The sequence below is a fragment of the Pseudomonas sp. MBLB4136 genome (assembly GCF_051904765.1).
GTDB lineage: Bacteria > Pseudomonadota > Gammaproteobacteria > Pseudomonadales > Pseudomonadaceae > Aquipseudomonas.
Genome location: NZ_CP196713.1, coordinates 3,008,802 through 3,034,631, shown reverse-complemented (window position 1 = coordinate 3,034,631; position 25,830 = coordinate 3,008,802). Strand labels below are relative to the sequence as shown.

The 25,830-nt window shown below is 66.5% G+C and carries 21 protein-coding genes; 17 read left to right on the top strand and 4 right to left on the bottom strand.

The window, feature by feature from the left end:
- Window positions 1-52 precede the first annotated feature (52 nt).
- Both ACSX1D_RS13585 and ACSX1D_RS13580 read left to right on the top strand, forming a co-directional pair.
- On the top strand, window positions 53-592 hold the full coding sequence (locus ACSX1D_RS13585; RefSeq protein WP_439859006.1) for a TetR/AcrR family transcriptional regulator: 540 nt from the start codon (window positions 53-55) through the stop codon (window positions 590-592).
- A gap of 11 nt (window positions 593-603) precedes the next feature.
- On the top strand, window positions 604-1,443 hold the full coding sequence (locus ACSX1D_RS13580; RefSeq protein WP_439859005.1) for an alpha/beta fold hydrolase: 840 nt from the start codon (window positions 604-606) through the stop codon (window positions 1,441-1,443).
- A 78-nt stretch (window positions 1,444-1,521) separates the two neighbouring features.
- Here ACSX1D_RS13580 and ACSX1D_RS13575 read toward each other — a convergent pair whose 3' ends face one another.
- Complete coding sequence (locus tag ACSX1D_RS13575) at window positions 1,522-2,415, bottom strand: LysR substrate-binding domain-containing protein (RefSeq protein ID WP_439859004.1); 894 nt, start codon at window positions 2,413-2,415, stop codon at window positions 1,522-1,524.
- 173 nt (window positions 2,416-2,588) lie between these two features.
- Here ACSX1D_RS13575 and ACSX1D_RS13570 point away from each other — a divergent pair, with 173 nt between their 5' ends.
- The 9 genes from ACSX1D_RS13570 to ACSX1D_RS13530 all read left to right on the top strand — a co-directional run bounded on the left by ACSX1D_RS13570 (window position 2,589) and on the right by ACSX1D_RS13530 (window position 13,887).
- A complete protein-coding gene (locus ACSX1D_RS13570; protein WP_439859003.1) occupies window positions 2,589-4,217 on the top strand; it encodes a GMC family oxidoreductase in 1,629 nt (542 codons plus the stop codon).
- On the top strand, window positions 4,214-5,323 hold the full coding sequence (locus ACSX1D_RS13565) for a mandelate racemase/muconate lactonizing enzyme family protein (protein WP_439859002.1): 1,110 nt from the start codon (window positions 4,214-4,216) through the stop codon (window positions 5,321-5,323). The genes ACSX1D_RS13570 and ACSX1D_RS13565 overlap by 4 nt, the downstream gene beginning before the upstream one ends.
- A complete protein-coding gene (locus ACSX1D_RS13560; protein ID WP_439859001.1) occupies window positions 5,320-6,813 on the top strand; it encodes an aldehyde dehydrogenase family protein in 1,494 nt (497 codons plus the stop codon). The genes ACSX1D_RS13565 and ACSX1D_RS13560 overlap by 4 nt, the downstream gene beginning before the upstream one ends.
- Window positions 6,814-6,966: 153 nt before the next feature.
- Window positions 6,967-8,562: an ABC transporter substrate-binding protein gene (locus ACSX1D_RS13555; RefSeq protein ID WP_439859000.1), complete on the top strand. Its 1,596-nt coding sequence runs from the start codon at window positions 6,967-6,969 to the stop codon at window positions 8,560-8,562.
- A 37-nt stretch (window positions 8,563-8,599) separates the two neighbouring features.
- Window positions 8,600-9,556: an ABC transporter permease gene (locus ACSX1D_RS13550; protein ID WP_439858999.1), complete on the top strand. Its 957-nt coding sequence runs from the start codon at window positions 8,600-8,602 to the stop codon at window positions 9,554-9,556.
- Between the two features lie 74 nt (window positions 9,557-9,630).
- On the top strand, window positions 9,631-10,491 hold the full coding sequence (locus tag ACSX1D_RS13545) for an ABC transporter permease (RefSeq protein ID WP_439862324.1): 861 nt from the start codon (window positions 9,631-9,633) through the stop codon (window positions 10,489-10,491).
- Window positions 10,481-12,133 (top strand): ABC transporter ATP-binding protein, encoded by a 1,653-nt coding sequence (locus ACSX1D_RS13540; RefSeq protein WP_439858998.1) that lies wholly within the window; start codon window positions 10,481-10,483, stop codon window positions 12,131-12,133. Before ACSX1D_RS13545 ends, ACSX1D_RS13540 begins: the two co-directional genes overlap by 11 nt.
- 232 nt (window positions 12,134-12,365) lie before the next feature.
- Window positions 12,366-12,815: an acyl-CoA thioesterase gene (locus ACSX1D_RS13535; protein WP_439858997.1), complete on the top strand. Its 450-nt coding sequence runs from the start codon at window positions 12,366-12,368 to the stop codon at window positions 12,813-12,815.
- 88 nt (window positions 12,816-12,903) lie between these two features.
- Window positions 12,904-13,887 (top strand): tRNA dihydrouridine synthase, encoded by a 984-nt coding sequence (locus ACSX1D_RS13530; RefSeq protein WP_439858996.1) that lies wholly within the window; start codon window positions 12,904-12,906, stop codon window positions 13,885-13,887.
- A 15-nt stretch (window positions 13,888-13,902) separates the two neighbouring features.
- Here ACSX1D_RS13530 and ACSX1D_RS13525 read toward each other — a convergent pair whose 3' ends face one another.
- On the bottom strand, window positions 13,903-14,649 hold the full coding sequence (locus ACSX1D_RS13525) for an SDR family oxidoreductase (protein ID WP_439858995.1): 747 nt from the start codon (window positions 14,647-14,649) through the stop codon (window positions 13,903-13,905).
- A 126-nt stretch (window positions 14,650-14,775) separates the two neighbouring features.
- Between ACSX1D_RS13525 and ACSX1D_RS13520 the strand changes: the two genes are divergently transcribed.
- Window positions 14,776-15,222, top strand: coding sequence for an Hsp20 family protein (locus ACSX1D_RS13520; protein ID WP_439858994.1), 447 nt, complete (start codon window positions 14,776-14,778; stop codon window positions 15,220-15,222).
- Between the two features lie 66 nt (window positions 15,223-15,288).
- Here the strand turns inward: ACSX1D_RS13520 and ACSX1D_RS13515 are convergent, their stop codons facing one another.
- Window positions 15,289-18,969, bottom strand: a complete 3,681-nt coding sequence (locus ACSX1D_RS13515; protein WP_439858993.1) for a sensor domain-containing protein — start codon at window positions 18,967-18,969, stop codon at window positions 15,289-15,291.
- Window positions 18,970-19,061: 92 nt separating this feature from the next.
- Window positions 19,062-19,967, bottom strand: coding sequence for a LysR family transcriptional regulator (locus tag ACSX1D_RS13510; RefSeq protein ID WP_439858992.1), 906 nt, complete (start codon window positions 19,965-19,967; stop codon window positions 19,062-19,064).
- 134 nt (window positions 19,968-20,101) lie between these two features.
- On the opposite strand from ACSX1D_RS13510, the gene leuC reads away from it, so the two are divergent.
- From leuC to ACSX1D_RS13485, 5 genes are all read left to right on the top strand, one after another.
- The gene (gene leuC / locus ACSX1D_RS13505) at window positions 20,102-21,529 is read left to right on the top strand and encodes a 3-isopropylmalate dehydratase large subunit (protein WP_439862323.1); all 1,428 of its coding nucleotides are present in this window, start codon (window positions 20,102-20,104) and stop codon (window positions 21,527-21,529) included.
- Between the two features lie 11 nt (window positions 21,530-21,540).
- Complete coding sequence (gene leuD / locus ACSX1D_RS13500; protein ID WP_439858991.1) at window positions 21,541-22,188, top strand: 3-isopropylmalate dehydratase small subunit; 648 nt, start codon at window positions 21,541-21,543, stop codon at window positions 22,186-22,188.
- A 95-nt stretch (window positions 22,189-22,283) separates the two neighbouring features.
- Window positions 22,284-23,366 (top strand): 3-isopropylmalate dehydrogenase, encoded by a 1,083-nt coding sequence (leuB, locus tag ACSX1D_RS13495; protein WP_439858990.1) that lies wholly within the window; start codon window positions 22,284-22,286, stop codon window positions 23,364-23,366.
- A gap of 55 nt (window positions 23,367-23,421) precedes the next feature.
- Entirely contained in the window at window positions 23,422-24,534 is a 1,113-nt protein-coding gene (asd, locus tag ACSX1D_RS13490) for an aspartate-semialdehyde dehydrogenase (protein ID WP_439858989.1), read from the top strand.
- Between the two features lie 160 nt (window positions 24,535-24,694).
- The gene (locus tag ACSX1D_RS13485) at window positions 24,695-25,705 is read left to right on the top strand and encodes an aspartate-semialdehyde dehydrogenase (protein ID WP_439858988.1); all 1,011 of its coding nucleotides are present in this window, start codon (window positions 24,695-24,697) and stop codon (window positions 25,703-25,705) included.
- Window positions 25,706-25,830 lie beyond the last annotated feature (125 nt).

Sequence of the window (25,830 nt, the reverse complement as noted above, 5' to 3'; positions counted from 1 at the left end):
CAATTGATATTATATACATAATATTATGATAGTAATATTGATGGAGGCTGTTATGAGCGACAAGAAGACCCTGACCCGTGAACGCATCCTCTCTGCGGCCAGCACCGCGCTGCTGCAGCGTGGCCCGGCCGAGCCTAGCGTCAGCGAGGTAATGGGGGCGGCCGGCCTGACGGTGGGTGGCTTCTATGCCCACTTCGAGAGCAAGGATGCGCTGATGCTGGAGGCGTTCAGGCAGATGCTCTGCCAGCGCCAGGAGCTGATCAGTGAGATGGACAACGACTTGCCGGGTGCTGAGCGGCGGGCGCTGCTGGCGGCGTTCTACCTGTCGCGCAAACACCGCGATGCCACGGATCAGGGGTGTCCGCTGCCCAGTTCGCTGAATGAACTCGCCCATCTGCCGGAAGGCTTCCGCGCGGCCCTGGCCGAGCACCTGGAACTGATGGTGGCGAAGCTGGCGGACAGTCCGGAGGAGGCCAGCAATGTGCTCGCAGATATTGCGTTGATGGTTGGGGGGCTGGCGCTGGCGCGGGCGCTGGGTCCCGGTGAGATGTCCGACCGCGTCTTGCGTGCCGCCAAAACGGCGATCGTCTGAGGAGACTGGCAATGAGCAGCATGACCTTGATACGTGGCATCAATGCTTCCGTTGGCTACCTGGCGCCCCGCATGGTGGCGAGTCGGATGCGTCGTGCCTTCATGACGCCGCGCGAGCTGCCGCCGCGGGACTGGGAGCTGCCGCTGTTGGCGCAGGCGGAGCGCATCACCCTGCGTTTCGGTCTTTCCGCGCTGCGCTGGGGCACCGGTCCGGCGGTGCTGCTGATGCATGGCTGGGAGGGGCGCCCGACCCAGTTCGCCGAGCTGATCAAGGCGCTGGTGCAGGCCGGCTACTCGGTGTTTGCCCTGGATGCCCCGGCACACGGGCGCTCTCCTGGGCGAGAGGCGAACGTGGTGCTGTTCGCCAGGGCGATGCTTGAGGCCGCCAGCGAACTGCCGCCGCTCAGGGCGGTGATCGGTCACTCGATGGGTGGGGCCAGTGCCCTGTTGGCGACCCAGATGGGGCTGCGCACCGATGCGCTGGTGACCATCGCCGCGCCGGGGCGAATCCTCACCATGCTGCGGCGCTTCGCCCATCATATGGGGCTGCCGAGCAAGGCGCGGGCGCACTTCGTGCGGCTGGTCGAGGAAAAGGCCGGTCTGCCGGCCAAGCAAATCGATGTGGCTCGCTATCAGCTGGATATGCCAGGACTGATCGTGCACGCCGCCGATGATCCGATGGTGCCGGTCGAAGAGGCGCAGGTGATCCACCAGGCCTGGTTCGACAGCCAGTTGCTGCAGCTGGAGCAGGGCGGTCACCAGCGCCTGCTGGCCGATCCGCGGCTGATCGGCGAGACGCTGCGCCTGCTCGACTGCGTGGGCCAGAGAGCGCCGGTGCCGCTGCTGGCCTGACCCGGGGTGCCGCCTCTGCGGCGGCAGCGCCAGCCCGCGGCCCCGAAGCGCCAGATGCGCGCCGGGGCCGCTGACCGCTCATCCTGGCTTGGCGGTCTGCAACAGCCATTCGCGAAACAGCAGCACCTCCGGGCGCGGACGGCTTTCCCCTTCGGGCAGCAGCAGGTAGTGCGCCTGGTCGATGCCCAGCTCGCCCGGGAAGGGCGTGACCAGGCGACCGGCCGCGAGGTGCGGCTCGGCGAAGCTGCGCAGTACCAGGGCGAACCCCGAGCCGGCGCTGGCCAGCTCCAGGGCGATGAGCGAGGAATCCACCTGCAGGCCCCTGGCGGCCTGGTAGTCGGCCGTGCCGGCCGCGCGAAACCAGCGCGTCCACAGGTCTTCGCAGCCCATGATGTGGATCAGGTGACGCTGGGCCAGCTCGGCCAGTGCCGCGGGGCCGTGCGCGCGCGCCAGCCAGCCGGGGCTGCACACCGGGATCGACGGCTCCTTCCTGATCTGTTCAACCTCGAACCCCTCCCAGCGACCGTCACCGAAGCGGATATCGATATCGGCCTGTTCCGCCTCCAGGGCGTCGGCCCAGATCGCCGTGAACAACCGCACCTCGATCTCCGGATAGGCCTCCAGGAAGGCGTTGAGCCGAGGTGCGAGCCACAGCAGGGCGAACGACGCGGTCGAGCGAATGGTCACCGAGCGATCGCCGCGGCTGCCGAACAGGCCGGCGGTGGACAGCGAGAGTTCATCGAACGCCTTGCGCACCGAGGGCAGATAGGCGCGGCCCATGTCGGTCAGGCGTACCCCGCGGGGCAGGCGCTCGAACAGCTGAAAGCCCAGGTGCTGCTCCAGGGAGCGGATCTGCAGGCTCACGGCGGCGGGGGTCAGGTGCAGTTCACTGGCGGCGTTCGAAAAGCTCAGGTTGCGCGCGGCGGCCTCGAAGGAGCGCAGCCAGGGCAGGTGGGGCAGGGTGTAGCTCATGGCTGACCTTTAAATTTATTAACCCCAATGGGTTATTTTTGCTTGCTTGTTTTAAGGCTAGATTACGCGAATTATGACTGCCCACAAGGTCAGCGCTCGGCGCGGCTCCTATCGGGCCCTGTCGCTGCACCTGCCATCGCATCTAAGACGGAATGGGCGCACAAGGCACAAGCATGGGTGAATTCGACTACATCATTGTGGGCAGCGGTTCGGCCGGCTGCGTGCTGGCGCAGCGCCTGTCCGCCGATACGCGCAAGCGCGTGCTGCTGCTCGAGGCGGGAGGTAGCGACCGGCGTTTCTGGATCAAGCTGCCGATCGGCTACGGTCGCACCTTCTTCGATGAGCGGGTCAACTGGAAGTACGAAACCGAGCCGGAGCCGGCCATCAAGAATCGCCGCAGCTACTGGCCGCGCGGGCGGGTGATCGGCGGTTCCAGCTCGATCAACGCGATGGTCTACTGTCGGGGCCTGCCCAGCGACTTCGACGGCTGGCGCCAGCAGGGCAACCTCGGTTGGGGCTGGGCGGACGTGGAGCCCTATTTTCAGCGCTCCGAATGCCGGGTCGACGCCGATGGCAACGTCGGCCCCGGTGGTCCGCTGCACGTCTCGGACGTCAGCAACGAGATGCACCCGCTGCGGCACCATTTCTTCGCCGCCGCCGAGGAGATGGGCCTGCCCTACACCGACGATTTCAATGGGTCGAACCCGGAAGGCGTCGGTCTCTATCAGATCAATACCCGTAAGGGCGTGCGCTGCTCGTCGGCCGACGCCTTCCTGCGCCCGGCCCTGGGGCGCGCCAACCTGCGCTTGGAAACCCATGCGCTGGTGCGGCGGGTGCTGTTCGAAGGGCGCCGCGCAGTCGGGGTCGAGTACGAGAAGAACGGCCAGGTGTTCACGGCCAAGGCGGGGTGCGAGGTGATTCTCAGCGCCGGGGCGATCAATTCGCCCAAGCTGCTGCAGCTCTCCGGGGTCGGTCCCGCGGCCTTGTTGCGCCAGCACGGCATCGCCCAGGTGCTGGATCAGCCCGCGGTGGGCGGCCAGTTGCAGGACCATATCGCCGTCAGCTACTTCTACAAGGCCACCGAGCCGACGCTGAACGATCAGCTCTACCCGCTCAGCGGCAAGCTGGCCGCCGGTCTGCGCTACGTGCTCACCCGCAAGGGGCCGCTGAGCGTCAGCGTCAACCAGTGCGGCGGCTTCGTGCGTTCGCGCGCGGACTCCAGCCATCCCGACATCCAGCTGTACTTCAACCCCATCACCTATTCCACCGCGCCGGCCGGCAAGCGCCCGCTGATGAACCCGGACCCGTTCTCGGGCTTCATCCTCTCGTTCCAGCCGTGCAAGCCGCACAGCCGAGGGCGTGTGGATATCTGTTCGGCCGACCCCAAGGTGGCGCCGTCGATCCGTCCGAACTACCTGTCGGCCGAGCAGGATATTGCCGATGTCATCGCCGGCGGCCGTTTCATCCAGCAGATGGCGCGCACCCGGGCGATGCGCCGGCTGATCGCCGAGGCGATTGCGCCCTGCCTGGACAGCATGACGGACGAGCAGATAGTCGAGGACTTCCGTGAGCGCTGCGGCTCGGTGTTCCATCCGGTGGGCACCTGTGGCATGGGCCCCGATCCCCGGCAGTCGGTGGTCGACGCCCGCTTGCGCGTCCACGGACTCGACGGGCTGCGCGTGGTCGATGCCTCCATATTCCCAACCATTACCTCCGGCAACACCAACGCGCCGACCATCATGGTCGCGCAGAAGGCTGCCGACATGATTCTCGCTGACCAGAATAAGCAGGACGTCGCATGATGAAGATCAACAAGCTGGAAACCTTCTGCAACGAGTTCGTCGGCTTCGTCCGGGTGACCACCGACGACGGCTCCGTGGGCTGGGGCCAGCTGTCCACCTACAACTCGGATATCACCGCCCAGGTCTTCCATCGCCAGGTGGCGCCCTGGGCGCTGGGGGCCGACGCCCTGGATATCGCGACCCTGATGCAGCAGATTCCCGAGCGCGAGCACAAGTACCCCGGTTCCTACCTGCGCCGGGCCATGGCCGGGCTGGATACCGCGCTGTGGGACCTGCGCGGCAAGCTGGAAGGCAAGCCGGTGGTGTCCCTGCTCGGCGGCACGCCGGGGCGCCTGCGCGCCTACGCCTCGTCCATGCGCCGCGACATCACCCCGGAAGACGAGGCCCGGCGTCTGCTGCGTCTGCGCGACGAGTTCGGCTTCGATGCCTTCAAGTTCCGCGTCGCCCGCGAGTGCGGGCATGACGTCGACGAGTGGCCGGGGCGCACCGAGGCCATCGTGCCGGCCATCCGCCAGGCCCTGGGCGATCGGGTGTCGCTGCTGGTCGATGCCAACTCGGGCTTCTCCCCCGAGCGGGCTATCGAGGTCGGTCGCCTGCTGGAGCAGCACGGCATTGAACACTTCGAGGAACCCTGTCCCTACTGGGAGCTGGAGCAGACCAAGCAGGTCACCGACGCCCTGGATGTGGCGGTCACCGGCGGCGAGCAGGACTGCGATCTGGCCACCTGGCGCCGCTTGATCGACATGCGCGCGGTGGACATCGTGCAGCCCGACATCCTCTACCTCGGCGGCATCAGCCGCTCCATGCAGGTGGCCGAGATGGCGGCCAAGGCCGGGCTGCCCTGTACCCCGCACTGCGCCAACCTGTCGATGGTGACCCTGTTCACCATGCACTACCTCAAGGCACTGCCCAACGCCGGCAAGTACCTGGAGTTCTCCATCGAGGGGCCGGACTACTACCCCTGGCAGGAGGGCCTGTTCGTCGAGTCGCCTTATCGCATCGAGGACGGTGGCATCATGGTTTCCGACGCGCCCGGCTGGGGCGTGGAAATCGCCCCGGAATGGCTGGCGAAATCCACCTACCAGCTCAGCGAGGTACAGCAGTGAGCAGCATTACCGAGCAACTGATCGGCGAGTATTTCGCGACCGGCACCCTTGCCGGTCTGCCCAGCGGCCACTTCATCGACGGCAAGTCCCGTCCGGCGGCCTCCGGGCAGACCATGGAAACCTTCGACCCGGGCATGGCCAAGGCCTTCGCCCGTTTCGCCGCCGGCGATGCCGAGGATGTCGAGGCGGCGGTGGCCTCGTCCGAGCGCGCCTACCGTGACTGCTGGCGCAAGGTGGCGCCGGCCGAGCGCGGACGCATCCTGCAGCGCACCGCCGAGGCGATCCGCGCCAATGCCGAGCGCCTGGCGGTGGTGGAGACCCTGGACAACGGCAAGTCGCTGGCCGAGGCCCAGGGCGATATCCGCTCCGCCGCCCGCCTGTTCGAGTACTACGCCGGCGCGGCCGACAAGTTGCAGGGCGAGACCATGCCCCTGGGCATGGACTACGTGTCCTACACCAGCCTGGAGCCGGTCGGCGTCACCGCCCATATCATTCCCTGGAACTACCCCACCTCGACCATGGTACGCGGCATCGCCCCGGCCCTGGCCGCCGGCTGCACGGCGGTGGTCAAACCAGCCGAACAGACGCCGCTGACCGCGCTGATGCTGGCCGAGATCCTCCGCGATGCCGGCCTGCCGGATGGCGTGTGCAATGTGCTGACTGGCACCGGCGCCGCAGTCGGTGCGCCCCTGGTGGCTCACGAGAAGGTCCGCCACGTCACCTTCACCGGCTCGGTGAATACCGGGCGCACGGTGATGCAGGCGGCGGCGCGCAACATCGCCAGCGTGACCCTGGAGCTGGGCGGCAAGTCGCCGATGGTGATGCTCGCCGACTGCGACATCGACGCCGCGGTGGAAGACGTGCTCTGGGCGATCTATTCCAACTCCGGGCAGATCTGCTCGGCCGGCTCGCGCCTGGTGATCGAGCGCTCGATCCACGCCCGGTTCATCGAGCGCCTGGCCGCACTGACCGCCTCGCTCCGCCATGGTCACGGCCTACGCAGCCCGCAGATCGGCGCGATCACCTCGTTGGATCAGCTGAACAAGATCGCCGGCTATGTCGACGATGCCAAGGCTCGCGGGGTCCGGGTCGCGGCGGGTGGCTCGACCGCGGTGGACCAGGCCAGCGGCGCCGGCTGGTTCTTCCAGCCGACCATTCTGGATGGCGTCGGCCCCCAGGACCGGGTGGTGCAGGAGGAAATCTTCGGCCCCGTGCTGTCGGTGCAGGTCGCCGACTCTCCCGAAGAGGCCCTCGAGCTGGCCAATGGCACGGAATTCGGGCTCGCCGCGGGCATCTACACCCGCGATATCAAGAAGGCCCTGCGTCTGGCCCGGGATATCGACGCCGGGCAGATTTACATCAACGAGTATTACGCTGGTGGCGTCGAGACACCATTCGGTGGTAACAAGATGTCCGGTTTCGGTCGCGAGAAGGGCATGGAAGGGTTGCGCGCCTATTGTCGGGTCAAGTCGGTCACCGCGCGTATCTGATTTTTGCCCACGCAGGGCCGGCCCGCTGTCGCGGCGGCCCGGCAAGCATTTCTATCGTCGAGGCACTCGGGGAGGCGTGGAGGCCGACCCGCCATTGTTGAAGTTGTTTTGAGATACATCCGAATAAGACAGCCAATTAAAGGAGAACACCTCATGAGCACAATTTTCGACGACATCGCCGAGCGCTTTCGCCAGGGGCGGATCGATCGGCGTACCTTCATGATGAGCATGGTCGCCGCCGGCGCCAGCGTCGCCCTGGCCAGCTCCGTGGTTGGCCGGGTCGAGGCGGCCACGCTGACGCCGAAGAAGGGCGGGCACTTCAAGCTGGGCATCGGCGCCGGCTCCACCACCGACTCCTTCGATCCGGCCACCTATGCCGACAACTACATGCAGTCGGTCGGCCATGCGGTGCACAACTACCTGACCGAGGTGACCAACACCGGCGCGCTGAAGTCCGAGCTGGCCGAGAGCTGGGAGTCCTCCAGCGACGCCAAGCAGTGGTCGTTCAAGCTGCGCCAGGGTATCGAGTTCCACAACGGCAAGACCCTCGACGCCAATGATGTGATCGCCTCGCTCAATCACCATCGCGGCGAGGCCTCGAAGTCGGCGGCCAAGTCGATCGTCGACCCGATCGTCGACATCAAGGCCGATGGCAAGGATCGGGTGGTGATCACCCTTTCCGGCGGCAACGCCGACTTCCCCTTCCTGCTGTCGGACTACCACCTGCCGATCTTGCCGGCCAAGGACGGCGTGATCAGCCCCAACGAGGGGGTCGGCTGCGGCGCCTTCGTCGTCGAGAAGTTCGAGCCGGGCGTGCGCACCCGGGTCAAGCGCAACCCCAACTACTGGAAGGACGACCGCGGCTGGTTCGACTCGGTGGAGTTCCTGGTCATCGCCGATGTGGCCGCGCGCACCAACGCGCTGACCACCGGCGAGATCCATGCGATGAACCGCTGCGACCTGAAGACCGTGCACCTGCTCAAGCGCATCTCCGGCCTCGAGCTGTATTCGGTCAACGGCGGCCAGCACTACACCCTGCCGATGAACACCACCCTGGCGCCGTTCAACGACAACAATGTGCGCATGGCGCTCAAGCATGCCCTGGACCGCAAGGCCCTGGTGCAGACCCTGCTGCGCGGCTACGGCGAGGTGGCCAACGACCATCCGATCAGCCCGGGCTACCGCTACTTCAACAAGGAACTGGCGCAGCGCGAGTACGATCCGGAGAAGGCCAGGTTCTATCTCAAGCAGGCCGGGCTGAGCAGCCTCAAGGTCGACCTGAGCGCCGCCGATGCCGCCTTCGCCGGCGCCGTGGATGCCGCGGTGCTGTTCAAGGAACACGCGGCCAAGGCCGGCATCGACATCAACGTGATGCGCGAGCCGAACGACGGCTACTGGGACAACGTGTGGATGAAGAAGCCCTGGTCGATGTCCTACTGGGGCGGCAAGCCGACCGAGGACTGGGCCTTCTCCGTGGCCTACGCCAAGGGTGCCGCGTGGAACGAGAGCTTCTGGGACAACGAGCGTTTCAACACCCTGCTGGTGGCGGCGCGGGCCGAGCTGGACGAGAAGCTGCGGGCCGAGATGTACGGGGAAATGCAGGGCCTGCTGCGCGACGACGGCGGCGCGCTGGTCCCGATGTTCGCCAACTACGTCGGCGCCACGTCGACCAAGATCGGCCACGATGCCCTGGCCGCCAACTGGGACCTGGACGGGCTGCGGGCCGCGGAGCGCTGGTGGTTCGTGTGACGGTTGCTTTCCTGCCTAGCACTAGGAGCCTAGAACCATGAACCAGCTCCTGAAAATGGTGGCCCAGCGCATTGCGCTGGGCTGCCTCAGCCTCTGGGTGGTGTCGCTGATCATCTTCCTCGGCATGGAGTTTCTGCCCGGCGATATCGCCACCGAGATCCTCGGGCAGTCGGCGACCGCGGAAACCATCGCGGCCTTCCGCCAGTCCCTCGGTCTCGACCAGCCGCTGCATATTCGCTATTTCGACTGGTTCGGCAACCTGATCCAGGGCGATTTCGGTCATTCCCTGGCCAATGGCCGGGAAATCGGCGAGCTGCTCGGTGGGCGTTTCGCCAACACCCTGTTCCTCGCCGTGGTGGCGGCGCTGATCTCGGTGCCGCTGGCCCTGGCCCTGGGCTTTCTCGCGGCGCTGTATCGCAATGGTTTCTTCGACCGCACGATCAACGCCGTGACCCTGACCTCGATCTCCTTCCCGGAGTTCTTCGTCGCCTACATCCTGATCCTGTTCCTCTCGGTCAACGCCGGCTGGTTCCCCAGCCTGGCCAACGTCGACGAGACGCAATCGCTGGGACAGCGCCTGTACAGCGTGGCCCTACCGGCGCTGACCCTGACCCTGGTGGTGGTGGCGCACATGATGCGCATGACCCGGGCGGCGATCATCAACCTGCTGGCCAGCCCCTATATCGAGATGGCCACCCTGAAGGGCGTCGGCCGCTGGCGCATCATCATGCACCACGCCCTGCCCAACGCCTGGGCGCCGATCATCAACGTGGTGGTGCTCAACCTCGCCTACCTGGTGGTCGGCGTGGTGGTGGTCGAGGTGGTGTTCGTCTACCCGGGCATGGGCCAGTTGATGGTCGACTCGGTGCAGAAGCGTGACGTGCCGGTGGTCCAGGCCTGCAGCCTGATCTTCGCCGCCACCTACATCCTCCTCAACCTGACCGCGGACATCCTCTCGGTGGTCAGCAACCCACGACTAAGGCATCCCCGATGAGCGAGCGAATTTCTCCTGTCGCCGGCGCAGGGCCAGAGGAAGGCGTGCCGGAAACCGAACAGGCCCTCGAGGCCATGCCCCTGATCGAGCGGCGCAGTGCCGGGCGCTCGGCCTGGCGAGAGCTGCTCAGGGCACCCTGGACCGCCAAGCTCGGCCTGGTGATCATCTTCGCCTACGTGTTCGCCGCGCTGTTCGCGCCGGTGCTCACCCCCTACGGCGAATCGCAGATCGTCGCGGCCGAGTTCGAGCCCTGGAGCAGCGAGTTCCTCCTCGGTACCGACAACCTGGGCCGCGACATGCTCACGCGCCTGCTCTATGGCGCGCGCAACACCATCGGCATCGCCGCGCTGACCACCGTCCTGGCGTTCGTCATCGGCGGCGCCGCCGGCCTGCTGGCAGCCACCCTCGGTGGCTGGGTGGATCAGGCCCTGGCGCGGGTGGTCGACGTGATGATGGCCATTCCCCAGCTGATCTTCGCCCTGTTGCTGCTGACCATCTTCGGCACTGCGGTGCCGGTGCTGATCGCCATCATCGCGGTGCTCGATTCGACCCGGGTGTTCCGCCTGACCCGGGCGGTGGCGGCCAACGTCGCGGTACTCGACTTCGTCGAGGCCGCGCGCATCCGCGGCGAGGGCGTCGGCTGGATCATGTTCCGCGAGATCCTGCCGAACATCCTGCCGCCACTGGTGGCCGAGTTCGGCCTGCGCTTCTGCTTCGTGTTCCTGTTCATCAGCGCCCTGAGCTTCCTCGGCCTGGGCATTCAGCCGCCCACCGCCGACTGGGGGTCGATGGTGCGCGACAACGCCACCCTGATCAGCTACGGCGATGTCACGCCGCTGCTGCCCGCCGCGGCCATCGCCGTGTTGACCGTCGGGGTCAACTTCGTGGTCGATTGGTTCCTACACAAGACGAGTGGTTTGCGCGATGAGCATTGACAGACAAGAACGAACGCGCGGCGAACTGCTGCTGCAGATTTCCGATCTGCGCATCGAGGGGCAGAGCGGCGAGGCCTGGCAGGAAATCGTCAAGGGCGTCGACCTCAGCCTGCATCGCGGCGAGGTGCTGGGGCTGATCGGCGAGTCGGGGGCGGGCAAATCGACCATCGGCCTGGCGGCCATGGGCTACCAGCGCCCCGGCTGCCGGATCAGCAGTGGCAAGATCCTCTTCGACGGCGTCGACCTGGCCAAGTTGCCGGACCAGCAGAAGCGCAAGCTGTGGGGTTCGCGCATCGCCTATGTGGCGCAGTCGGCCGCGGCCTCCTTCAACCCGGCGCACACGCTGACCGACCAGTATGCCGAGACCGCCGTGCTGCACGGGGTGATGAGCGAGGCCGAGGCCCGCGCCGATGCGGTGGACCTGTACCGCCGCCTGCGCCTGCCCGACCCCGAGCGCATCGGCCAGCGCTACCCGCACCAGGTCTCCGGCGGCCAGCTGCAGCGGGCAATGACGGCCATGGCCATGGCCTGCCGCCCCGACCTGATCATCTTCGACGAGCCGACCACGGCGCTGGATGTGACCACCCAGATCGAGGTGCTGGCGGCCATCCGCGACCTGGTCCAGCAGTTCGGCACCGCCGCCATCTACATCACCCACGACCTCGCGGTGGTGGCGCAGATGGCCGACCAGATCAAGGTGCTGCGCTACGGCCAGACGGTCGAGGAAGCGGACACCCGGAGCATGCTAGCCGATCCGAAGATGCCCTATACCAAGACGCTGTGGGCGGTGCGCTCACTGCAGCGCGAGGCCCAGGAGCGACCGGTGGACGAACCGCTGATCAAGGTCGGCGGCGTGCATGCGTCCTACGGCCCGCTGAAGGTGCTGCAGGACATCTCGCTGAACATCCACAAGGGCACCACAGTGGCGGTGGTCGGCGAGTCCGGTTCGGGCAAGTCGACCCTGGCGCGGGTGCTCACCGGCCTGCTGCCGCCGACCCAGGGCGAGGTGATGTTCCAGGGCCGGGCGCTGGCCGGTGATTACCGCCAACGCAGCAAGGATTCGCTGCGGCACATGCAGATGATCTACCAGATGCCGGATACCGCACTCAATCCGCGCCAGCGCATCGGCGACATCATCGGCCGTCCGCTGGAGTTCTACCTGGGGCTCAAGGGCCAGGCCAAGGAACAGCGCGTGCGCGAACTGCTCGAGCAGATCGAACTGGACCCCAACCGGTTTATCGACCGTCTGCCCAGCGAGCTCTCGGGCGGGCAGAAGCAGCGCATCTGCATCGCCCGGGCGCTGGCCGCCGAGCCCGAGTTCATCATCTGCGACGAGGTCACCTCGGCCCTCGACCAGATCGTCGCCAAGGGCATCCTCAAGCTGCTCGAACGCCTGCAGAAGGAACTCGGCCTGGCCTACCTGTTCATCACCCATGACCTGGCCACGGTCAAGGGCATCGCCGATGAGGTGGTGGTGATGCTGCAGGGCCGGGTGGTCGAGCAGGGGCCGCTCAAGCAGGTGTTCGCTCCACCGCACCACGAATACACCGAACTGCTGCTCGGTTCGGTGCCGGAAATGGACCCGGATTGGCTGACCCGCCGCCTGACCGGACGTGGAGAGCAGGGCCAGGCGGACGTCTAGCTCGTGCGGCCGGCCGCATCGTCCAGGCAGCGGATCGACAGTTGCCCAGGCGCCGGTTTCGGCGCCTGGGCTCCCAGGCTGTGTCCAGGCCCCTATAATGCCCGCGGCGTCGCCCGGGAGTCGGGCCGGCGATTCGAATCAGGAGCGAAGCGATGAGCGTGAATCGAGAGCCCATGCCGAGCAGGGCCGTCTTGCTGTCGGCGGCCGAGCAGGCTGACCGGGAGCGGCAGGGATGAACTGGGACCTGGCCGACCCCTTTGTCATCGATATCACTGTAAGCGCCGAGGACATCGACGGCCTCGGTCATGCCAACAACGCGGTCTACGTCAGCTGGCTGGAGCGCTGCGCCTGGCGTCACTCGCAGTACCTGGGCCTGGACCTGGCCGAGTACCGGCGCCTCGACCGGGCGATGGCCGTGGTGCGTCACGAGGTCGACTACCTGGCCAGTGCCTATGAGGACCAGGAGCTGCAGATGGCCACCTGGATCGTCGAGTCCGACCAGCGCCTGAAGATGGACCGGCGTTTCCAGCTGGTCCGCCCCGCCGACGGCGTCACCCTGTTGCGGGCCAAGACCACCTTCGTCTGCATCGAGCTGTCCAGCGGCCGGCCCAAGCGCATGCCGGTCGAGTTCGTCGAGGGCTACGGGCGCGCCCTGCAGCCACCGTTTCCCCTAGAACTCTAGCCCACGCCAGGCACCGTCGGGCGCGGCGCTGTTCATCCGCCGCGCCGTGGCGCGTACACTACGCGGCGTTTTTTCCGAGAGTATCGCTATGCAGATCGCCCTGGCGCCCATGGAGGGGCTGGTCGACGACATCCTTCGCGACGTGCTGACCCGGGTCGGCGGCATCGACTGGTGCGTGACCGAATTCATCCGCGTCAGCGACCGGGTGCTGCCGGCCTCGACCTACCGCAAGCTCGCCCCCGAGCTGTTCGCCGGCGCCCAGACGCGGGCCGGCACGCCGCTGCGCGTGCAGTTGCTCGGCTCCGATCCCGTCTGCCTGGGCGACAACGCCGCCTTCGCCTGCACCCTCGGCGCGCCGGTGATCGACCTCAACTTCGGCTGTCCGGCCAAGACGGTGAACAAGTCCCGCGGCGGCGCGGTGCTGCTCAAGGAGCCCGAGCTGCTGCATGCCATCGTCCGCGAGGTGCGGCGCACGGTCCCCGCGACGATTCCGGTGACGGCCAAGATGCGCCTGGGCTTCGACCACAAGGACTATGCCCTGGACTGCGCCCGGGCCCTGGCCGAGGGCGGCGCCGCGCAGATCGTCGTGCATGCCCGCACCAAGGTCGAGGGCTACAAGCCACCGGCCCACTGGGAGTGGGTGGCGCGGGTGCAGGAGGCGGTCGCGGTGCCGGTGTTCGCCAACGGCGAGGTTTGGACCCTGGACGACTGGCGCCGCTGTCGCGAAATCAGTGGGGCCGAGGACATCATGCTCGGCCGCGGCCTGGTGGCGCGGCCCGACCTGGCCCGGCAGATCGCCGCCGTGCGCGCCGGGCAGCCGGTCGTCGAGATGCACTGGGCGCAGTTGCAGCCGCTGCTCGCCGACTTCTGGTTGCAGGCGCGGCGCAAGCTGTCGCCGCGGTACGCGCCGGGGCGCCTCAAGCAGTGGCTGGCCATGCTGACCCGTAGCTATCCCCAGGCGGTGGAGCTGTTCGCCCTGCTGCGCCGGGAGAACGACTGCACGCGGATCGACGCCTTGCTCGGTGTCGAGGTTCCGGCGCACCACCAGCCGGCGCAGCTGGCCATCGCCTGAGCCGGGGGTGGTGGCTCAGCGGCCGCCGCTGACATCCAGCAACGCGCCGCTGGTGTAGGAGGCCTGCTCGCTGGCCAGCCAGAGAATCGCCTGGGCGACTTCCTCGGCCTGGCCACCCCGGCCCATGGGAACGCTGCGGCTGACCCGGGCGACCCGCGCCGGTTCGCCGCCGCTGGCATGGATTTCCGTGTCGATCACCCCGGGGCGTACCGCGTTGACCCGTATGCCTTCGCCGGCCACCTCCTTGGCCAGGCCCAGGGTCAGGCTGTCGATCGCGCCCTTGGCCGCGGCGTAGTCGATGTATTCGTCGGGCGCGCCGAGGCGCGCGGCCACCGACGACAGGTTGACGATGGCGCCGCCACGGCCGCCATGACGCGTGGACATGCGCTTCACCGCCTCACGGGCGCAATAGAAGCTGCCGAACACATTGGCCGCGAATACCCGCTGCAGGCGCGGGCCGTCCATCAGCTCCAGGCGCATCTGGGTCTCCAGCATGCCGGCATTGTTGACCAGCACGTCGAGGCGGCCGAACTGCCGGTCGAGCTCGGCGAACAGCTGCAGCACCTGCTGCTCGTCGGCCACGTCGGCCTGCACCGCGATGGCCCGGCTGCCGCCAGCGACCAGCTCCGCGGCCAACGCCTCGGCCGCGTCGCGGCGCTGGTGGTAGTTCAGGCACAGGGCATAGCCCTGGGCGGCCGCCAGGCGGGCGGTGGCGGCGCCGATGCCGCGGCTGGCACCGGTGATCAGCATGACTCTGTCCACGGGGCTCTCCTCTTCGTGGCGTTCAGCGGGGGTTGAAATCATTCCGGCTGCCCACATTTTTAGTCGTGCGGGGCGCCGAAGTCGGGTCCCGCGTCGAATCACTCGCTGTATTTCAGGAGACTACACATGAGCACTGCATTTTCCATGACCCCGCTGTTCCGTCACTCCATCGGCTTCGACCGCTTCAACGACCTGTTCGAGTCGGCCATGCGCAACGAGTCCGGCAGCAGCTACCCGCCCTACAACGTCGAGAAGCATGCCGACGATGAGTATCGCATCGTTATCGCCGCGGCTGGCTTCCACGAGGAAGACCTCGACCTGCAGGTCGAGCGCGGCGTGTTGACCGTCACCGGCGGTCGCCGCGAGCAGGAGGCGGACAACGTCACCTATTTGTACCAGGGCATTGCCCGCCGGGCGTTCAAGTTGTCCTTCCGCCTGGCCGACCATATCGAAGTCAAGGCGGCCAACCTGGTCAATGGGCTGCTGAACATCGATCTGGTGCGCATCATTCCGGAAGAGGCCAAGGCCAAGCGCATCCCCATCAACGGTGCGCGTCCGGCCCTGGACAGCTAAGCGCCGGGATCGCCGATGTCGAGCGCGAGGGCGCCCTGACCGTCGGTCAGGGCGCCCTCGTTGTTTTCACAGCCGGTGCGGGCGCTGCGCCGTATGGGCCAGCAGGGCACGGAACTCGCTCAGCGGCAGTGGCTTGCTGAACAGGTAGCCCTGGTACAGGTGGCAGCCTTCCCGCTCGAGGAAGTCCAACTGATCCTGCTGCTCGACCCCCTCGGCAATCAGGGTCAGGCCCAGGCTCTTGGCCATGGCCGCGATGGCGCGGATGATCTCCGCATCGTTGGCGTCCTGGGTGGCGTCGCGGACGAAGGACTGGTCGATCTTCAGCATGTCCACCGGCAGGCGCTTGAGGTAGGTGAGGGAGCTGTAGCCGGTGCCGAAATCGTCCATGGCGAAGCTGACTCCGAGCTTCTTCAGGCGCTTCATCTTGGCGATGGTGTCGTCGAGGTTCTGGATGACGATGCCTTCGGTGACTTCCAGTTTGAGCATGGCGCGAGGCAGGGTGCTGCTGCGCAGGCTCTGGTCAACGCGCTCGACGAAGTCGTTCTGGCGGAACTGGCGCGGGCTGATGTTCACGCACAGGCTGAACCCCTTCGCCTCGATCAGTCTCTCATCGAGCAGCTGCGCGCAGGCGTGACAGGCTTCGGCGAGCACCCAGCTGCCGACTTCGATGATCAGGCCGCTTTCCTCCAGTACGCGAATGAACAGCGCCGGCGACTGCGCGCCGAGGGTCGGGTGCATCCAGCGCAGCAACGCCTCGGCGCCTACCACCTGACCGTTGCGGGCATCCACCTGGGGCTGGAAATGCAGCTCGAACTCGCCATGGGCCAGGGCCAGGCGCAGGTCGTTTTCCAGGCGCAGGCGTTCGCTGGCCGCTTCCTGCATGGTGCTGCGAAACAACTGGATGGTATTGCGCCCGGAGTCCTTGGCCCGGTACAGGGCGATGTCGGCACGCTTGAGCAGGTCGGCCGGGGTGTCGCCGTGGTCGGGAATCAGCGCCATGCCGATGCTCGGGGTGACCTGCAGGCGATGGCCATCCAGGCGCATGGGCTCGGCCAGCAGGCGGCGCAGTTTCTCCGCAACCGTGCGGGCCTGGCGGGTAACTTCCGAACGCCGGCCTTCCAGGCCACTGAGCAGCACGACGAACTCGTCGCCGCCCAGGCGCGCCACCGTGTCTTCCTGGCGCACGCTGGCCTCGAGGCGGGCGGTGACCAGCTTGAGCACGGCATCGCCCACCGGATGGCCGAGCGAGTCGTTGATGTGCTTGAAGTGGTCGAGGTCGAGAAACAGCAGGGCGCCGCGCAGCTCGTGGCGCTTGAGCAGGGCGATCTGCTGGGTCAGGCGATCCATCAGCAGGGCGCGGTTGGGCAGGTTGGTCAGCGAGTCGTGGTAGGCCAGGTGCTGGATCTGCGCCTGGGCCTCCTTCAGCTGGCTGACGTCACGGGCGGTGAGCAGCAGGCAGTCCACGCCGTCCAACTCGATCGGCTCCACCGAGACCTGCGCCGTGCTGATGCGCCCGTCGCGGTGCCGGCCGAGCATCTCAAGGTTGCTGACGCGGCCGTCGCGGCGCAGCAGTTCGAGCATCTCCTGGCGCTGCCGGGGTTCGGCCCAGACGCTCAGCTCCAGGGCGCTGCGCCCGATGACCTCCTCGGGGCGATAGCCGGTGAGGCGATAGAAACCCTCGTTGACCTCGATATAGCGCGCCGTATCGCGCTCGGTGATGGTGATGGCGTCAGGGCTGGAGTGGAAGGCCTTGGCGAACTTCTCCTGGCTGGCCTTGAGTGCGGTCTCGGCCTGTATCTGCTGGCTGATGTCGCGAAAGGTGCTGGTGATGCACAGCTGGCGATCGACGCGGATGAACCGGCTGGAAATCACACAGCTCAAGGTCTGCCCGGTGCGGGTGCGCAGCTGGGCAATTTCGCCGCTCAGACCCTGCTCGCGGGTGAGTTTGTCGAACAGCTGGCGGCGTTGTTCCAGATCGACCCAGAAGCCTATTTGCCCGGCATCCTGGCCGACGATGTCTTCGGCCGCCCAGCCGAATTCCCGGCTGAAGCTGGGATTGACCTCGATGAACACCCCGTCGCGGATACGTGAGACGCTGATGGGGTCGGGGCTGGCCTGAAACAGGGTGGCGAACTTCTCTTCCGACGCCGCCAGGCGCCGTTCGCGCTGTACCCGCTCGCTGATGTCCATCAGCACGCCGGCCATGCGCAGCGGGCGGCCCTGGGCGTCGCGGTAGAGCTTGGCGGTGCTTTCCAGGTAGTGCAGGGTGCCGTCGGGCAGGCGCACCCGGTAGGTCACCTGGTAGGCCCGCTTGCTGCCCTCGAGCAGCGCCTGGTAGGCGCGTTGCATCTGCAGCCGGTCTTCCTCGGGAACATAGCGGAACATGGTCTCGAGGGGCCCTTGGTAGGGCTCGGCCTCCAGGCCGTGCAGGGCCGCGGCGTGGGCTGAGCCGTAGAGCCTGTCGCCGGGGATGTCCCAGTCCCAGGTGCCCAGGTTGGCCGACTCGAGGGCCAGGGTCAGGCGCTCGCGGCTGTCCTTCAGGGCTTGCTCCTGGGCGCGCTGCAAGGTGATGTCGCGGACCGTCAGGACCAGGCATTCGATGCCGTTGAGTTCAATCTCGCCGCCGTGGATCAGGTTGTCGCTGATCTGGCCGTCGCGGCTGACCAGGCGCGCCTCCAGCGGTTGCAGGCTGCCATCGCTGTGCAGGGAGTCGAGCAGCCGCTGGCGATCCTCCGGGCACTGCCAGATGCCCAGTTCGAGGGAGGTGCGGCCCACGACCTCGGCCTGGCTCCAGCCGAACTGGCGCGCGAAGTTGGCGTTGACCTCGATAAAGCGACCATTGGCCTTCTCCACGATCATCACGGTGTCCGGGGTGTTCTGGAAGGCCTTGAAAAACTTGTCTTCGCTGGCCCGCAGGGCCGTTTCCGCGCGCTTGCGCTCGCTGTTGTCGACGAAGGTGCAGAGCATGAATGCCTGCCCGTCCAGGTCCAGATACTGGCTGCTCAGCAGGCCGTCGAGCAGGCGTCCGTCGCGGGCGCGCAGCTGCACTTCCTGAATGACCGGTTGGCGACTGGCCGCCGAACGCTGGCGCAGCAGCTGGCGCTGCTCGGTGCTGACCCACAGATTGAGGTCGAGGGTGGTGCGCCCGAGTATCTCCGCAGTCGGCCAGCCGAACACCTGTTCGAAGTTCTGGTTGGCCTCGGTGATCGCGCCGTCGTGGTAGCGCACCAGCAGCACGACATCCGGGCTGAGCAGGAACAGGCTGGAGAAGCGCTGCTGGGAATTGCTCAGCGCCTGGGCCCGCTCTTCCTGTGCGGTGATGTCGCGGACCAGTCCGAACAGCTGCTGGCGTCCGCCCTGGTCGGCTTGCAGGTTGCCGCTGATCTCCAGCCAGTGCAGGCTGCCATCCGGCCAGCGCACCCGGTGGCGCACGGGTTGGGGGCTGGGAGTACCATCCAGTACCTGCCGGCACAGCTGCCGGACTTCGTCGTGATCCTCCGCGGGAATCAGCTCGGCATAGTCGAGCGGGGCATCCAATGCGTGGCCCGGGTCGAAGCCAAAGAGGGCCTGGGCGGCGCGCGACCAGCTGATCTGGCCGCTTGCCAGGTCCCAGTGCCAGACGCCCAGCCTGGCGCCGTTCAGCGCGGCCAGCAGGCGCGGCGCATCGGTCCAGGCGTTCTCGAATTCAGCCGGGTCCTGCACCGCGATGAGCGGCAGAGGCGGTTGGCGATCAGTGGGTTTGGCCATGCGCGGCCTCTTCTATTGGCGTTGGCGCGATCTCGGTGTCGACACAATGGCTGGGCAGGGACATTCGGGCGCCACTCTTATCGTTATGCGGCTCACGTTAGCCTTTGCGTGGAGGCCAGCGCAAGGTCGCCGCGCTGCGCATCGAGCAGGCCCATGAAGGCCCGCGCGGCGTTCGACAGCGTGCGCTCGCAGTGCAGGATGTAACCCAGTTGACGTGTCAGTTGAATGCCCGGCAGCGGCAGGCGGGTGACCTGTTCGTCGAGCATGGTACGCGGCAGTACGCTCCAGGCCAGGCCGATGGAAACCATCATCTTGATGGTCTCCAGGTAGTTGGTGCTCATGGCGATGTTGGGCGTCAGGCCCTGGGCCTCGAACAGGCGCTGGACGATGTGGTGGGTAAAGGTATTGCCACCGGGAAACACCGCCGGATGCTGGGCCACTTCCGCCAGGCCGATGTTGCCGCTGCGTGCCAGCGGGTGTTCGGGTGCGGCGACGAAATCCAGGGGATCGTCCCACACCGGCGTGGCCCGCACCGGCTCGCGGGTTTCCGGGGCCAGGGTGATCACCGCCAGCTCGGCGCGTCCATGCAGCACCTCCTCGTAGGCCACCTCGGAATCGAGGAACTGGATATCCAGGGCGACCTGTGGGTAGGCGCGGGTGAAGGCGCGCAGCAGCGGCGGCAGGCGATGCAGGCCGATATGGTGGCTGGTGGCGAGGGTCAGGCGGCCGCTGATTTCGCCGTTGAGGTTGGTCAGGGCGCGGCGGGTGTCGTCCAGCACATTGAGAATCTGGTAGGCCCGCGGCAGCAGCGCCCTTCCGGCCTCGGTCAGGCCCACCTCGCGGCCCAGGCGATCGAACAGGCGCACGTTGAGCTGCTGCTCCAGGCTGGCGATGCGCTTGCTCACCGCCGGTTGGGTCAAGTGCAGGCGTTCGGCGGCGACCGAGAAGCTGCCGGCCTCGGCGATGGCAATAAAGGCATTGAGGGTGGCCAGGTCCATTTCGCATTCCCAAAGGTTATCCAATGGATGAAAAATATGAATTTGAGTAATTTAAAGCAACCCCATAGGATCAGCCCCATAAGCCGCAGGGCTATTCGCCCGGGCATAGAAAGACGCTGATGAGGGACTCGCTGATGGCCGGCAAAACGCTCTACGACAAGCTCTGGGAAATGCACGAGGTGAAGCGCCGCGACGATGGTTCGTCGCTGATCTACATCGATCGCCATATCCTCCACGAGGTGACCTCGCCGCAGGCCTTCGAGGGCCTGCGTCTGGCCGGTCGCAAGCCATGGCGCATCGACGCCAACATCGCCACCCCGGACCACAACGTGCCGACTACCCTGGCCGAGCGCCAGGGCGGGCTGGAGGCCATCGCCGACGAGGTGTCGCGTATCCAGGTCAAGACCCTGGACGAGAACTGCGACGACTTCGGCATCCTCGAATTCAAGATGAACGACGTGCGCCAGGGCATCGTCCACGTGGTCGGCCCGGAGCAGGGCGCCACCCTGCCAGGCATGACCGTGGTCTGCGGCGACTCGCACACCTCGACCCACGGCGCCTTCGGCGCGCTGGCCCACGGTATCGGCACCTCGGAAGTCGAGCATGTGCTGGCGACCCAGTGCCTGGTGGCGAAGAAGATGAAGAACATGCAGGTGCGCGTGGAGGGCCGGTTGCCCTTCGGCGTCACCGCCAAGGACATCGTGCTGGCGGTGATCGGCAAGATCGGCACCGCCGGTGGCAATGGCCATGCCCTGGAGTTCGCCGGCAGCGCGATCCGCGAACTGTCGCTGGAAGGGCGCATGACCCTGTGCAACATGTCGATCGAGGCGGGCGCCCGGGTCGGCCTGGTGGCGGTGGACGAGAAGACCATCGATTACGTCAAGGGGCGCCCCTTCGCACCGAAGGGCGAGCAGTGGGAGCAGGCGGTGACGCAGTGGCGCGAGCTGGTCTCTGACGCCGACGCCCGCTTCGACACGGTCGTCGAGTTGCGCGCCGAGGACATCAAGCCGCAGGTCAGCTGGGGCACCTCGCCGGAGATGGTGGTCTCGGTCGACCAGCGCGTGCCGGACCCGGCGGCCGAGGCCGACCCGGTCAAGCGCGACTCCATCGTTCGCGCCCTGAAGTACATGGGCCTGGCGGCGAATCAGCCGATCACCGACATCCAGCTCGACCGCGTATTCATCGGCTCCTGCACCAACTCGCGCATCGAGGACCTGCGCGCCGCCGCCGAGGTGGCCAAGGGTCGCAAGGTGGCCGCGACGGTCAAGCAGGCGCTGGTGGTGCCGGGCTCGGGCCTGGTCAAGGCGCAGGCCGAGCAGGAAGGCCTGGACAAGATCTTCATCGAGGCCGGTTTCGAGTGGCGTGAGCCGGGCTGCTCCATGTGCCTGGCGATGAACCCGGACAAGCTGGGCAGCGGCGAGCATTGCGCGTCCACCTCCAACCGCAACTTCGAGGGCCGTCAGGGCGCCGGCGGGCGTACCCACCTGGTCAGCCCGGCCATGGCCGCGGCCGCCGCGGTGACCGGCCACTTCATCGATGTCCGCGAATTGATTCGGCCTTAAGGAGAGCGCCCATGAAAGCCTTTACCCAGCATACCGGTCTCGTGGCGCCGCTCGATCGCGCCAACGTCGATACCGACCAGATCATTCCCAAGCAGTTTCTCAAGTCGATCAAGCGCACCGGTTTCGGCCAGAACCTGTTCGACGAGTGGCGCTACCTGGATGTCGGCCAGCCGAACCAGGACTGCTCGAGCCGCCCGCTCAACCAGGAGTTCGTCCTCAACTTCCCGCGCTACCAGGGCGCCAGCGTGCTGCTGGCCCAGGAGAACTTCGGCTGCGGATCGTCCCGCGAGCACGCGCCGTGGGCACTCGAGGAGTACGGTTTCCGCGCGATCATCGCGCCGAGCTTCGCCGACATCTTCTACAACAACAGCTTCAAGAACGGCTTGCTGCCGATCATCCTCGCCCAGGCCGAGGTGGACGAGCTGTTCGAGCAATGCGAGGCCGAGGAAGGTTATCAACTGACCGTCGATCTGGCGGCGCAGACCGTGACTCGTCCGGACGGCAAGCAGTACGGCTTCGAGGTCGATGCCTTCCGCAAGCACTGCCTGCTCAATGGCCTGGACGACATCGGCCTGACCCTGCAGGATGCCGAGGCGATCAAGGCCTTCGAGGCCGACTACCAGCAGCGCAGCCCCTGGCTGTTCGGCGCGATCAAGTGATGTGTAGGGTGGAAAACCGCGCAGCGTTTTTCACCATGGATTTTGGCGGATGAGGCCAGCGGCCAATATCCACCCTACCGAAGTAGAGGAATGTAATGAGCAAGCAGATTCTGGTTCTCCCTGGCGACGGTATCGGCCCGGAGATCATGGCCGAGGCGGTCAAGGTGCTGCAGTTGGCCAACGACAAGTTCGCCCTGGGCTTCGAGCTGTCGTTCGACGAGCTGGGCGGCGCCGCCTACGACAAATATGGTGTGCCGCTGGCCGACGCGACCCTGGAGCGGGCCCGCGCCGCCGATGCCATCCTGCTCGGCGCCGTTGGCGGACCGAAGTGGGACGGCATCGAGCCGAGCCTGCGCCCCGAGCGTGGGCTGCTGAAGATCCGTTCGCAGCTGGGCCTGTTCGCCAACCTGCGTCCGGCCATCCTCTATCCGCAGCTGGCCGACGCCTCCTCGCTGAAGCCGGAAGTGGTCGCCGGCCTGGACATCCTCATCGTTCGCGAGCTGACCGGCGGCATCTACTTCGGCCAGCCGCGCGAGACCCGCGTGCTGGAGAACGGCGAACGCCAGGCCTACGACACGCTGCCCTACAGCGAGAGCGAGATCCGCCGCATCGCCCGTGTCGGCTTCGACATGGCTCGGGTGCGTGGCAAGAAGCTCTGTTCGGTGGACAAGGCCAACGTGCTGGCCTCCAGCCAGTTGTGGCGCGCGGTGGTCGAGGAGGTGGCCAAGGACTACCCGGACGTCGAGCTGAGCCACATGTACGTGGACAACGCGGCGATGCAGCTGGTGCGCGCGCCCAAGCAGTTCGACGTGATGGTCACCGACAACATGTTCGGCGACATCCTGTCGGATGAGGCTTCCATGCTCACCGGTTCCATCGGCATGCTGCCCTCGGCCTCGCTGGATGCCAACAACAAGGGCATGTACGAGCCGTGCCATGGCAGCGCGCCGGACATCGCCGGGCAGGGCATCGCCAACCCGCTGGCGACCATCCTCTCGGTGTCGATGATGCTGCGCTACAGCTTCAACCAGGGCGCGGCGGCCGACGCCATCGAGCAGGCCGTCAGCAAGGTGCTGGACCAGGGATTGCGTACCGGCGATATCTACTCCGCGGGCATGACCAAGGTCGGTACCGCGGCCATGGGCGATGCGGTAGTCGAAGCACTGCGCAGTCTGTAATCTTCCAAGTTCGCCGGGGTGGTTCCGGCGGTCTGTTCATATAGGTGTAGTCGTTATGAAGCGTGTAGGGCTGATCGGTTGGCGTGGCATGGTGGGTTCCGTACTCATGCAGCGCATGCTGGAAGAGCGGGATTTCGATTTGATCGAGCCGGTGTTCTTCACCACCTCCAACGTGGGTGGCCAGGGGCCGGCCATTGGCAAGGACATTGCCCCGCTGAAGGACGCCTACAGCATCGACGAGCTGAAGGGCCTGGACGTGATCCTTACCTGCCAGGGCGGCGACTACACCAGCGAAGTCTTCCCCAAGCTGCGTGAGGCGGGCTGGCAGGGCTACTGGATCGATGCGGCGTCCTCGCTGCGCATGGCCGATGATTCGGTGATCGTGCTGGATCCGGTCAATCGCAAGGTCATCGATCAGCAGCTGGATGCCGGTGCCAAGAACTACATCGGCGGCAACTGCACCGTCAGTTTGATGCTGATGGCCCTGGGTGGCCTGTACGAGGCCGGCGTGGTCGAGTGGATGAGCGCCATGACCTACCAGGCGGCCAGTGGCGCCGGCGCGCAGAACATGCGCGAACTGATCAAGCAGATGGGCGCGATCAATGGCGCGGTGGCCGATGAACTGGCCGATCCGGCCAGCGCCATTCTCGATATCGACCGCAAGGTCGCCGAGGCCATGCGCGGCGAGGCCTTCCCGGTAGACAACTTCGGCGTGCCCTTGGCCGGCAGCCTGATTCCCTATATCGACAAGGAGCTGCCCAACGGCCAGAGTCGTGAGGAGTGGAAGGCCCAGGCCGAAACCAACAAGATCCTCGGTCGCTTCAAGAGCCCGATTCCGGTGGATGGCATCTGCGTGCGCATCGGCGCCATGCGCTGCCACAGCCAGGCGCTGACCATCAAGCTGAACAAGGACGTGCCGCTGTCGGATATCGAAGGCCTGATCAGCCAGCACAACCCCTGGGTCAAGCTGGTGCCGAACCAGCGCGAGGCGAGCATTCGCGAGCTGGGCCCGACCGCCGTGACGGGGACCCTGAGCGTACCGGTCGGCCGTCTGCGCAAGCTGAACATGGGCTCGCACTACCTGGGCGCCTTCACCGTTGGCGACCAGTTGCTGTGGGGCGCCGCGGAGCCGCTGCGGCGCATGCTGCGGATTCTGCTGGAGCGTTGAGTCGGGACGCCGAGCCTTGCCGGCTCGGCGTCATCCGTGCTGAACGGGAGCGGGTTCTGTCTGCGATCAGGCTACAAGCCGATTCGCGGGCGGGCCCGCTCTCTTGCATTTGCGGGCCCGAAGGATAAAGTGCCCGGCGTATTGCCTGGAGGTTTTCGCCATGACCCGTACCTTTGATGTCGCCGTTGTCGGCGCGACCGGCAGTGTCGGTGAGGCGCTGCTGCAGTTGCTCGAAGAGCGTGAATTCCCCGTGGCGACCCTGCATTTGCTCGCCAGTGGTGAGTCCGCCGGCACTTCGCTGTCATTTCGCGGCAAGAGCCGGCGGGTGGGGGCGCTGGAGTCCTTCGACTTTGCCAGTGCCCGGCTGGTTTTCTTCGCGGCCGCCGAGTCGGTGACCCGCGCCCATGTGGGCGCGGCGCGTGCCGCCGGCTGCGCGGTCATCGACCTGACGGCTGCGCTGCCCTCACAGCAGGCGCCGCGCCTGGTCGCCGATGCCAATCCCGAGCAGCTGTCGGCACTGTCCTCTCCCTACTGTGTGACCAGCCCAAGCGCGCCGAGCGTGGCGGTAGCCACGGTGCTGGCCGTGCTGCGCCCCTATATAGAGGTGCAGCGTGCGACGATCACCGCTTGCATGGCGGTTTCCAGTCGCGGCCGCAAGGGCGTGACCGAACTGGCCCGGCAGACGACCGAACTGCTCAATGCCCGCGCGCTGGAGCCACGCCTGTTCGATCGACAGATTGCCTTCAACCTGCTGGCGCAGGTCGACACGCCGGATGCCAGCGGTCACGGCGTGCTGGAAAAGCGCCTGGCCGGTGAGCTGAAGGAGGTCCTCGCGGCGCCGCAGTTGAGAGTGTCAGCCACCTGTGTGCAGGTGCCGGTGTTCTACGGCGACAGCATCAGCCTGTCGCTGCAGTGCCGGGATGCGGTCGACCTTGAGCGGGTTTGTGCGGCCTTGCGAACGGCGTCAACGCTCGAGTATGTCGAAGCGGATGACTATCCAACCGTGGTCGGCGATGCAGTCGGTCAGGATGTGCCGTATGTCGGCCGGGTGCGCGGCGGGCAGGATGATCTGGCGGAACTCAATTTGTGGATTGCGTCTGATAACGTGAGAAAAGGCGCGGCCTCGAATGCCGTCCAGCTGGGCGAGTTATTGATAAAACACTATCTGTAAAAGATACTTACCCGAAAATTTGAAGATTTTTTCGAGCTTGGCAATACTGGCTGAGTTGATTGCTGGTTGGGGACCCGCCTCTGGCGGAGTGCAGGCAGCAATTATCAAGACCCTCTCGCGTGCCG

Bases quoted from the DNA above. Each gene is read 5' to 3' on its own strand.
- ACSX1D_RS13585 (WP_439859006.1), top strand. From the start codon at position 53: ATGAGCGACAAGAAGACCCTGACCCGTGAACGCATCCTCTCTGCGGCC.
- ACSX1D_RS13580 (WP_439859005.1), top strand. From the start codon at position 604: ATGAGCAGCATGACCTTGATACGTGGCATCAATGCTTCCGTTGGCTAC.
- ACSX1D_RS13575 (WP_439859004.1), bottom strand. From the start codon at position 2,415: ATGAGCTACACCCTGCCCCACCTGCCCTGGCTGCGCTCCTTCGAGGCC.
- ACSX1D_RS13570 (WP_439859003.1), top strand. From the start codon at position 2,589: ATGGGTGAATTCGACTACATCATTGTGGGCAGCGGTTCGGCCGGCTGC.
- ACSX1D_RS13565 (WP_439859002.1), top strand. From the start codon at position 4,214: ATGATGAAGATCAACAAGCTGGAAACCTTCTGCAACGAGTTCGTCGGC.
- ACSX1D_RS13555 (WP_439859000.1), top strand. From the start codon at position 6,967: ATGAGCACAATTTTCGACGACATCGCCGAGCGCTTTCGCCAGGGGCGG.
- ACSX1D_RS13550 (WP_439858999.1), top strand. From the start codon at position 8,600: ATGAACCAGCTCCTGAAAATGGTGGCCCAGCGCATTGCGCTGGGCTGC.
- ACSX1D_RS13545 (WP_439862324.1), top strand. From the start codon at position 9,631: ATGCCCCTGATCGAGCGGCGCAGTGCCGGGCGCTCGGCCTGGCGAGAG.
- ACSX1D_RS13540 (WP_439858998.1), top strand. From the start codon at position 10,481: ATGAGCATTGACAGACAAGAACGAACGCGCGGCGAACTGCTGCTGCAG.
- ACSX1D_RS13535 (WP_439858997.1), top strand. From the start codon at position 12,366: ATGAACTGGGACCTGGCCGACCCCTTTGTCATCGATATCACTGTAAGC.
- ACSX1D_RS13530 (WP_439858996.1), top strand. From the start codon at position 12,904: ATGCAGATCGCCCTGGCGCCCATGGAGGGGCTGGTCGACGACATCCTT.
- ACSX1D_RS13520 (WP_439858994.1), top strand. From the start codon at position 14,776: ATGAGCACTGCATTTTCCATGACCCCGCTGTTCCGTCACTCCATCGGC.
- ACSX1D_RS13515 (WP_439858993.1), bottom strand. From the start codon at position 18,969: ATGGCCAAACCCACTGATCGCCAACCGCCTCTGCCGCTCATCGCGGTG.
- ACSX1D_RS13510 (WP_439858992.1), bottom strand. From the start codon at position 19,967: ATGGACCTGGCCACCCTCAATGCCTTTATTGCCATCGCCGAGGCCGGC.
- leuC (WP_439862323.1), top strand. From the start codon at position 20,102: ATGGCCGGCAAAACGCTCTACGACAAGCTCTGGGAAATGCACGAGGTG.
- leuD (WP_439858991.1), top strand. From the start codon at position 21,541: ATGAAAGCCTTTACCCAGCATACCGGTCTCGTGGCGCCGCTCGATCGC.
- leuB (WP_439858990.1), top strand. From the start codon at position 22,284: ATGAGCAAGCAGATTCTGGTTCTCCCTGGCGACGGTATCGGCCCGGAG.
- asd (WP_439858989.1), top strand. From the start codon at position 23,422: ATGAAGCGTGTAGGGCTGATCGGTTGGCGTGGCATGGTGGGTTCCGTA.
- ACSX1D_RS13485 (WP_439858988.1), top strand. From the start codon at position 24,695: ATGACCCGTACCTTTGATGTCGCCGTTGTCGGCGCGACCGGCAGTGTC.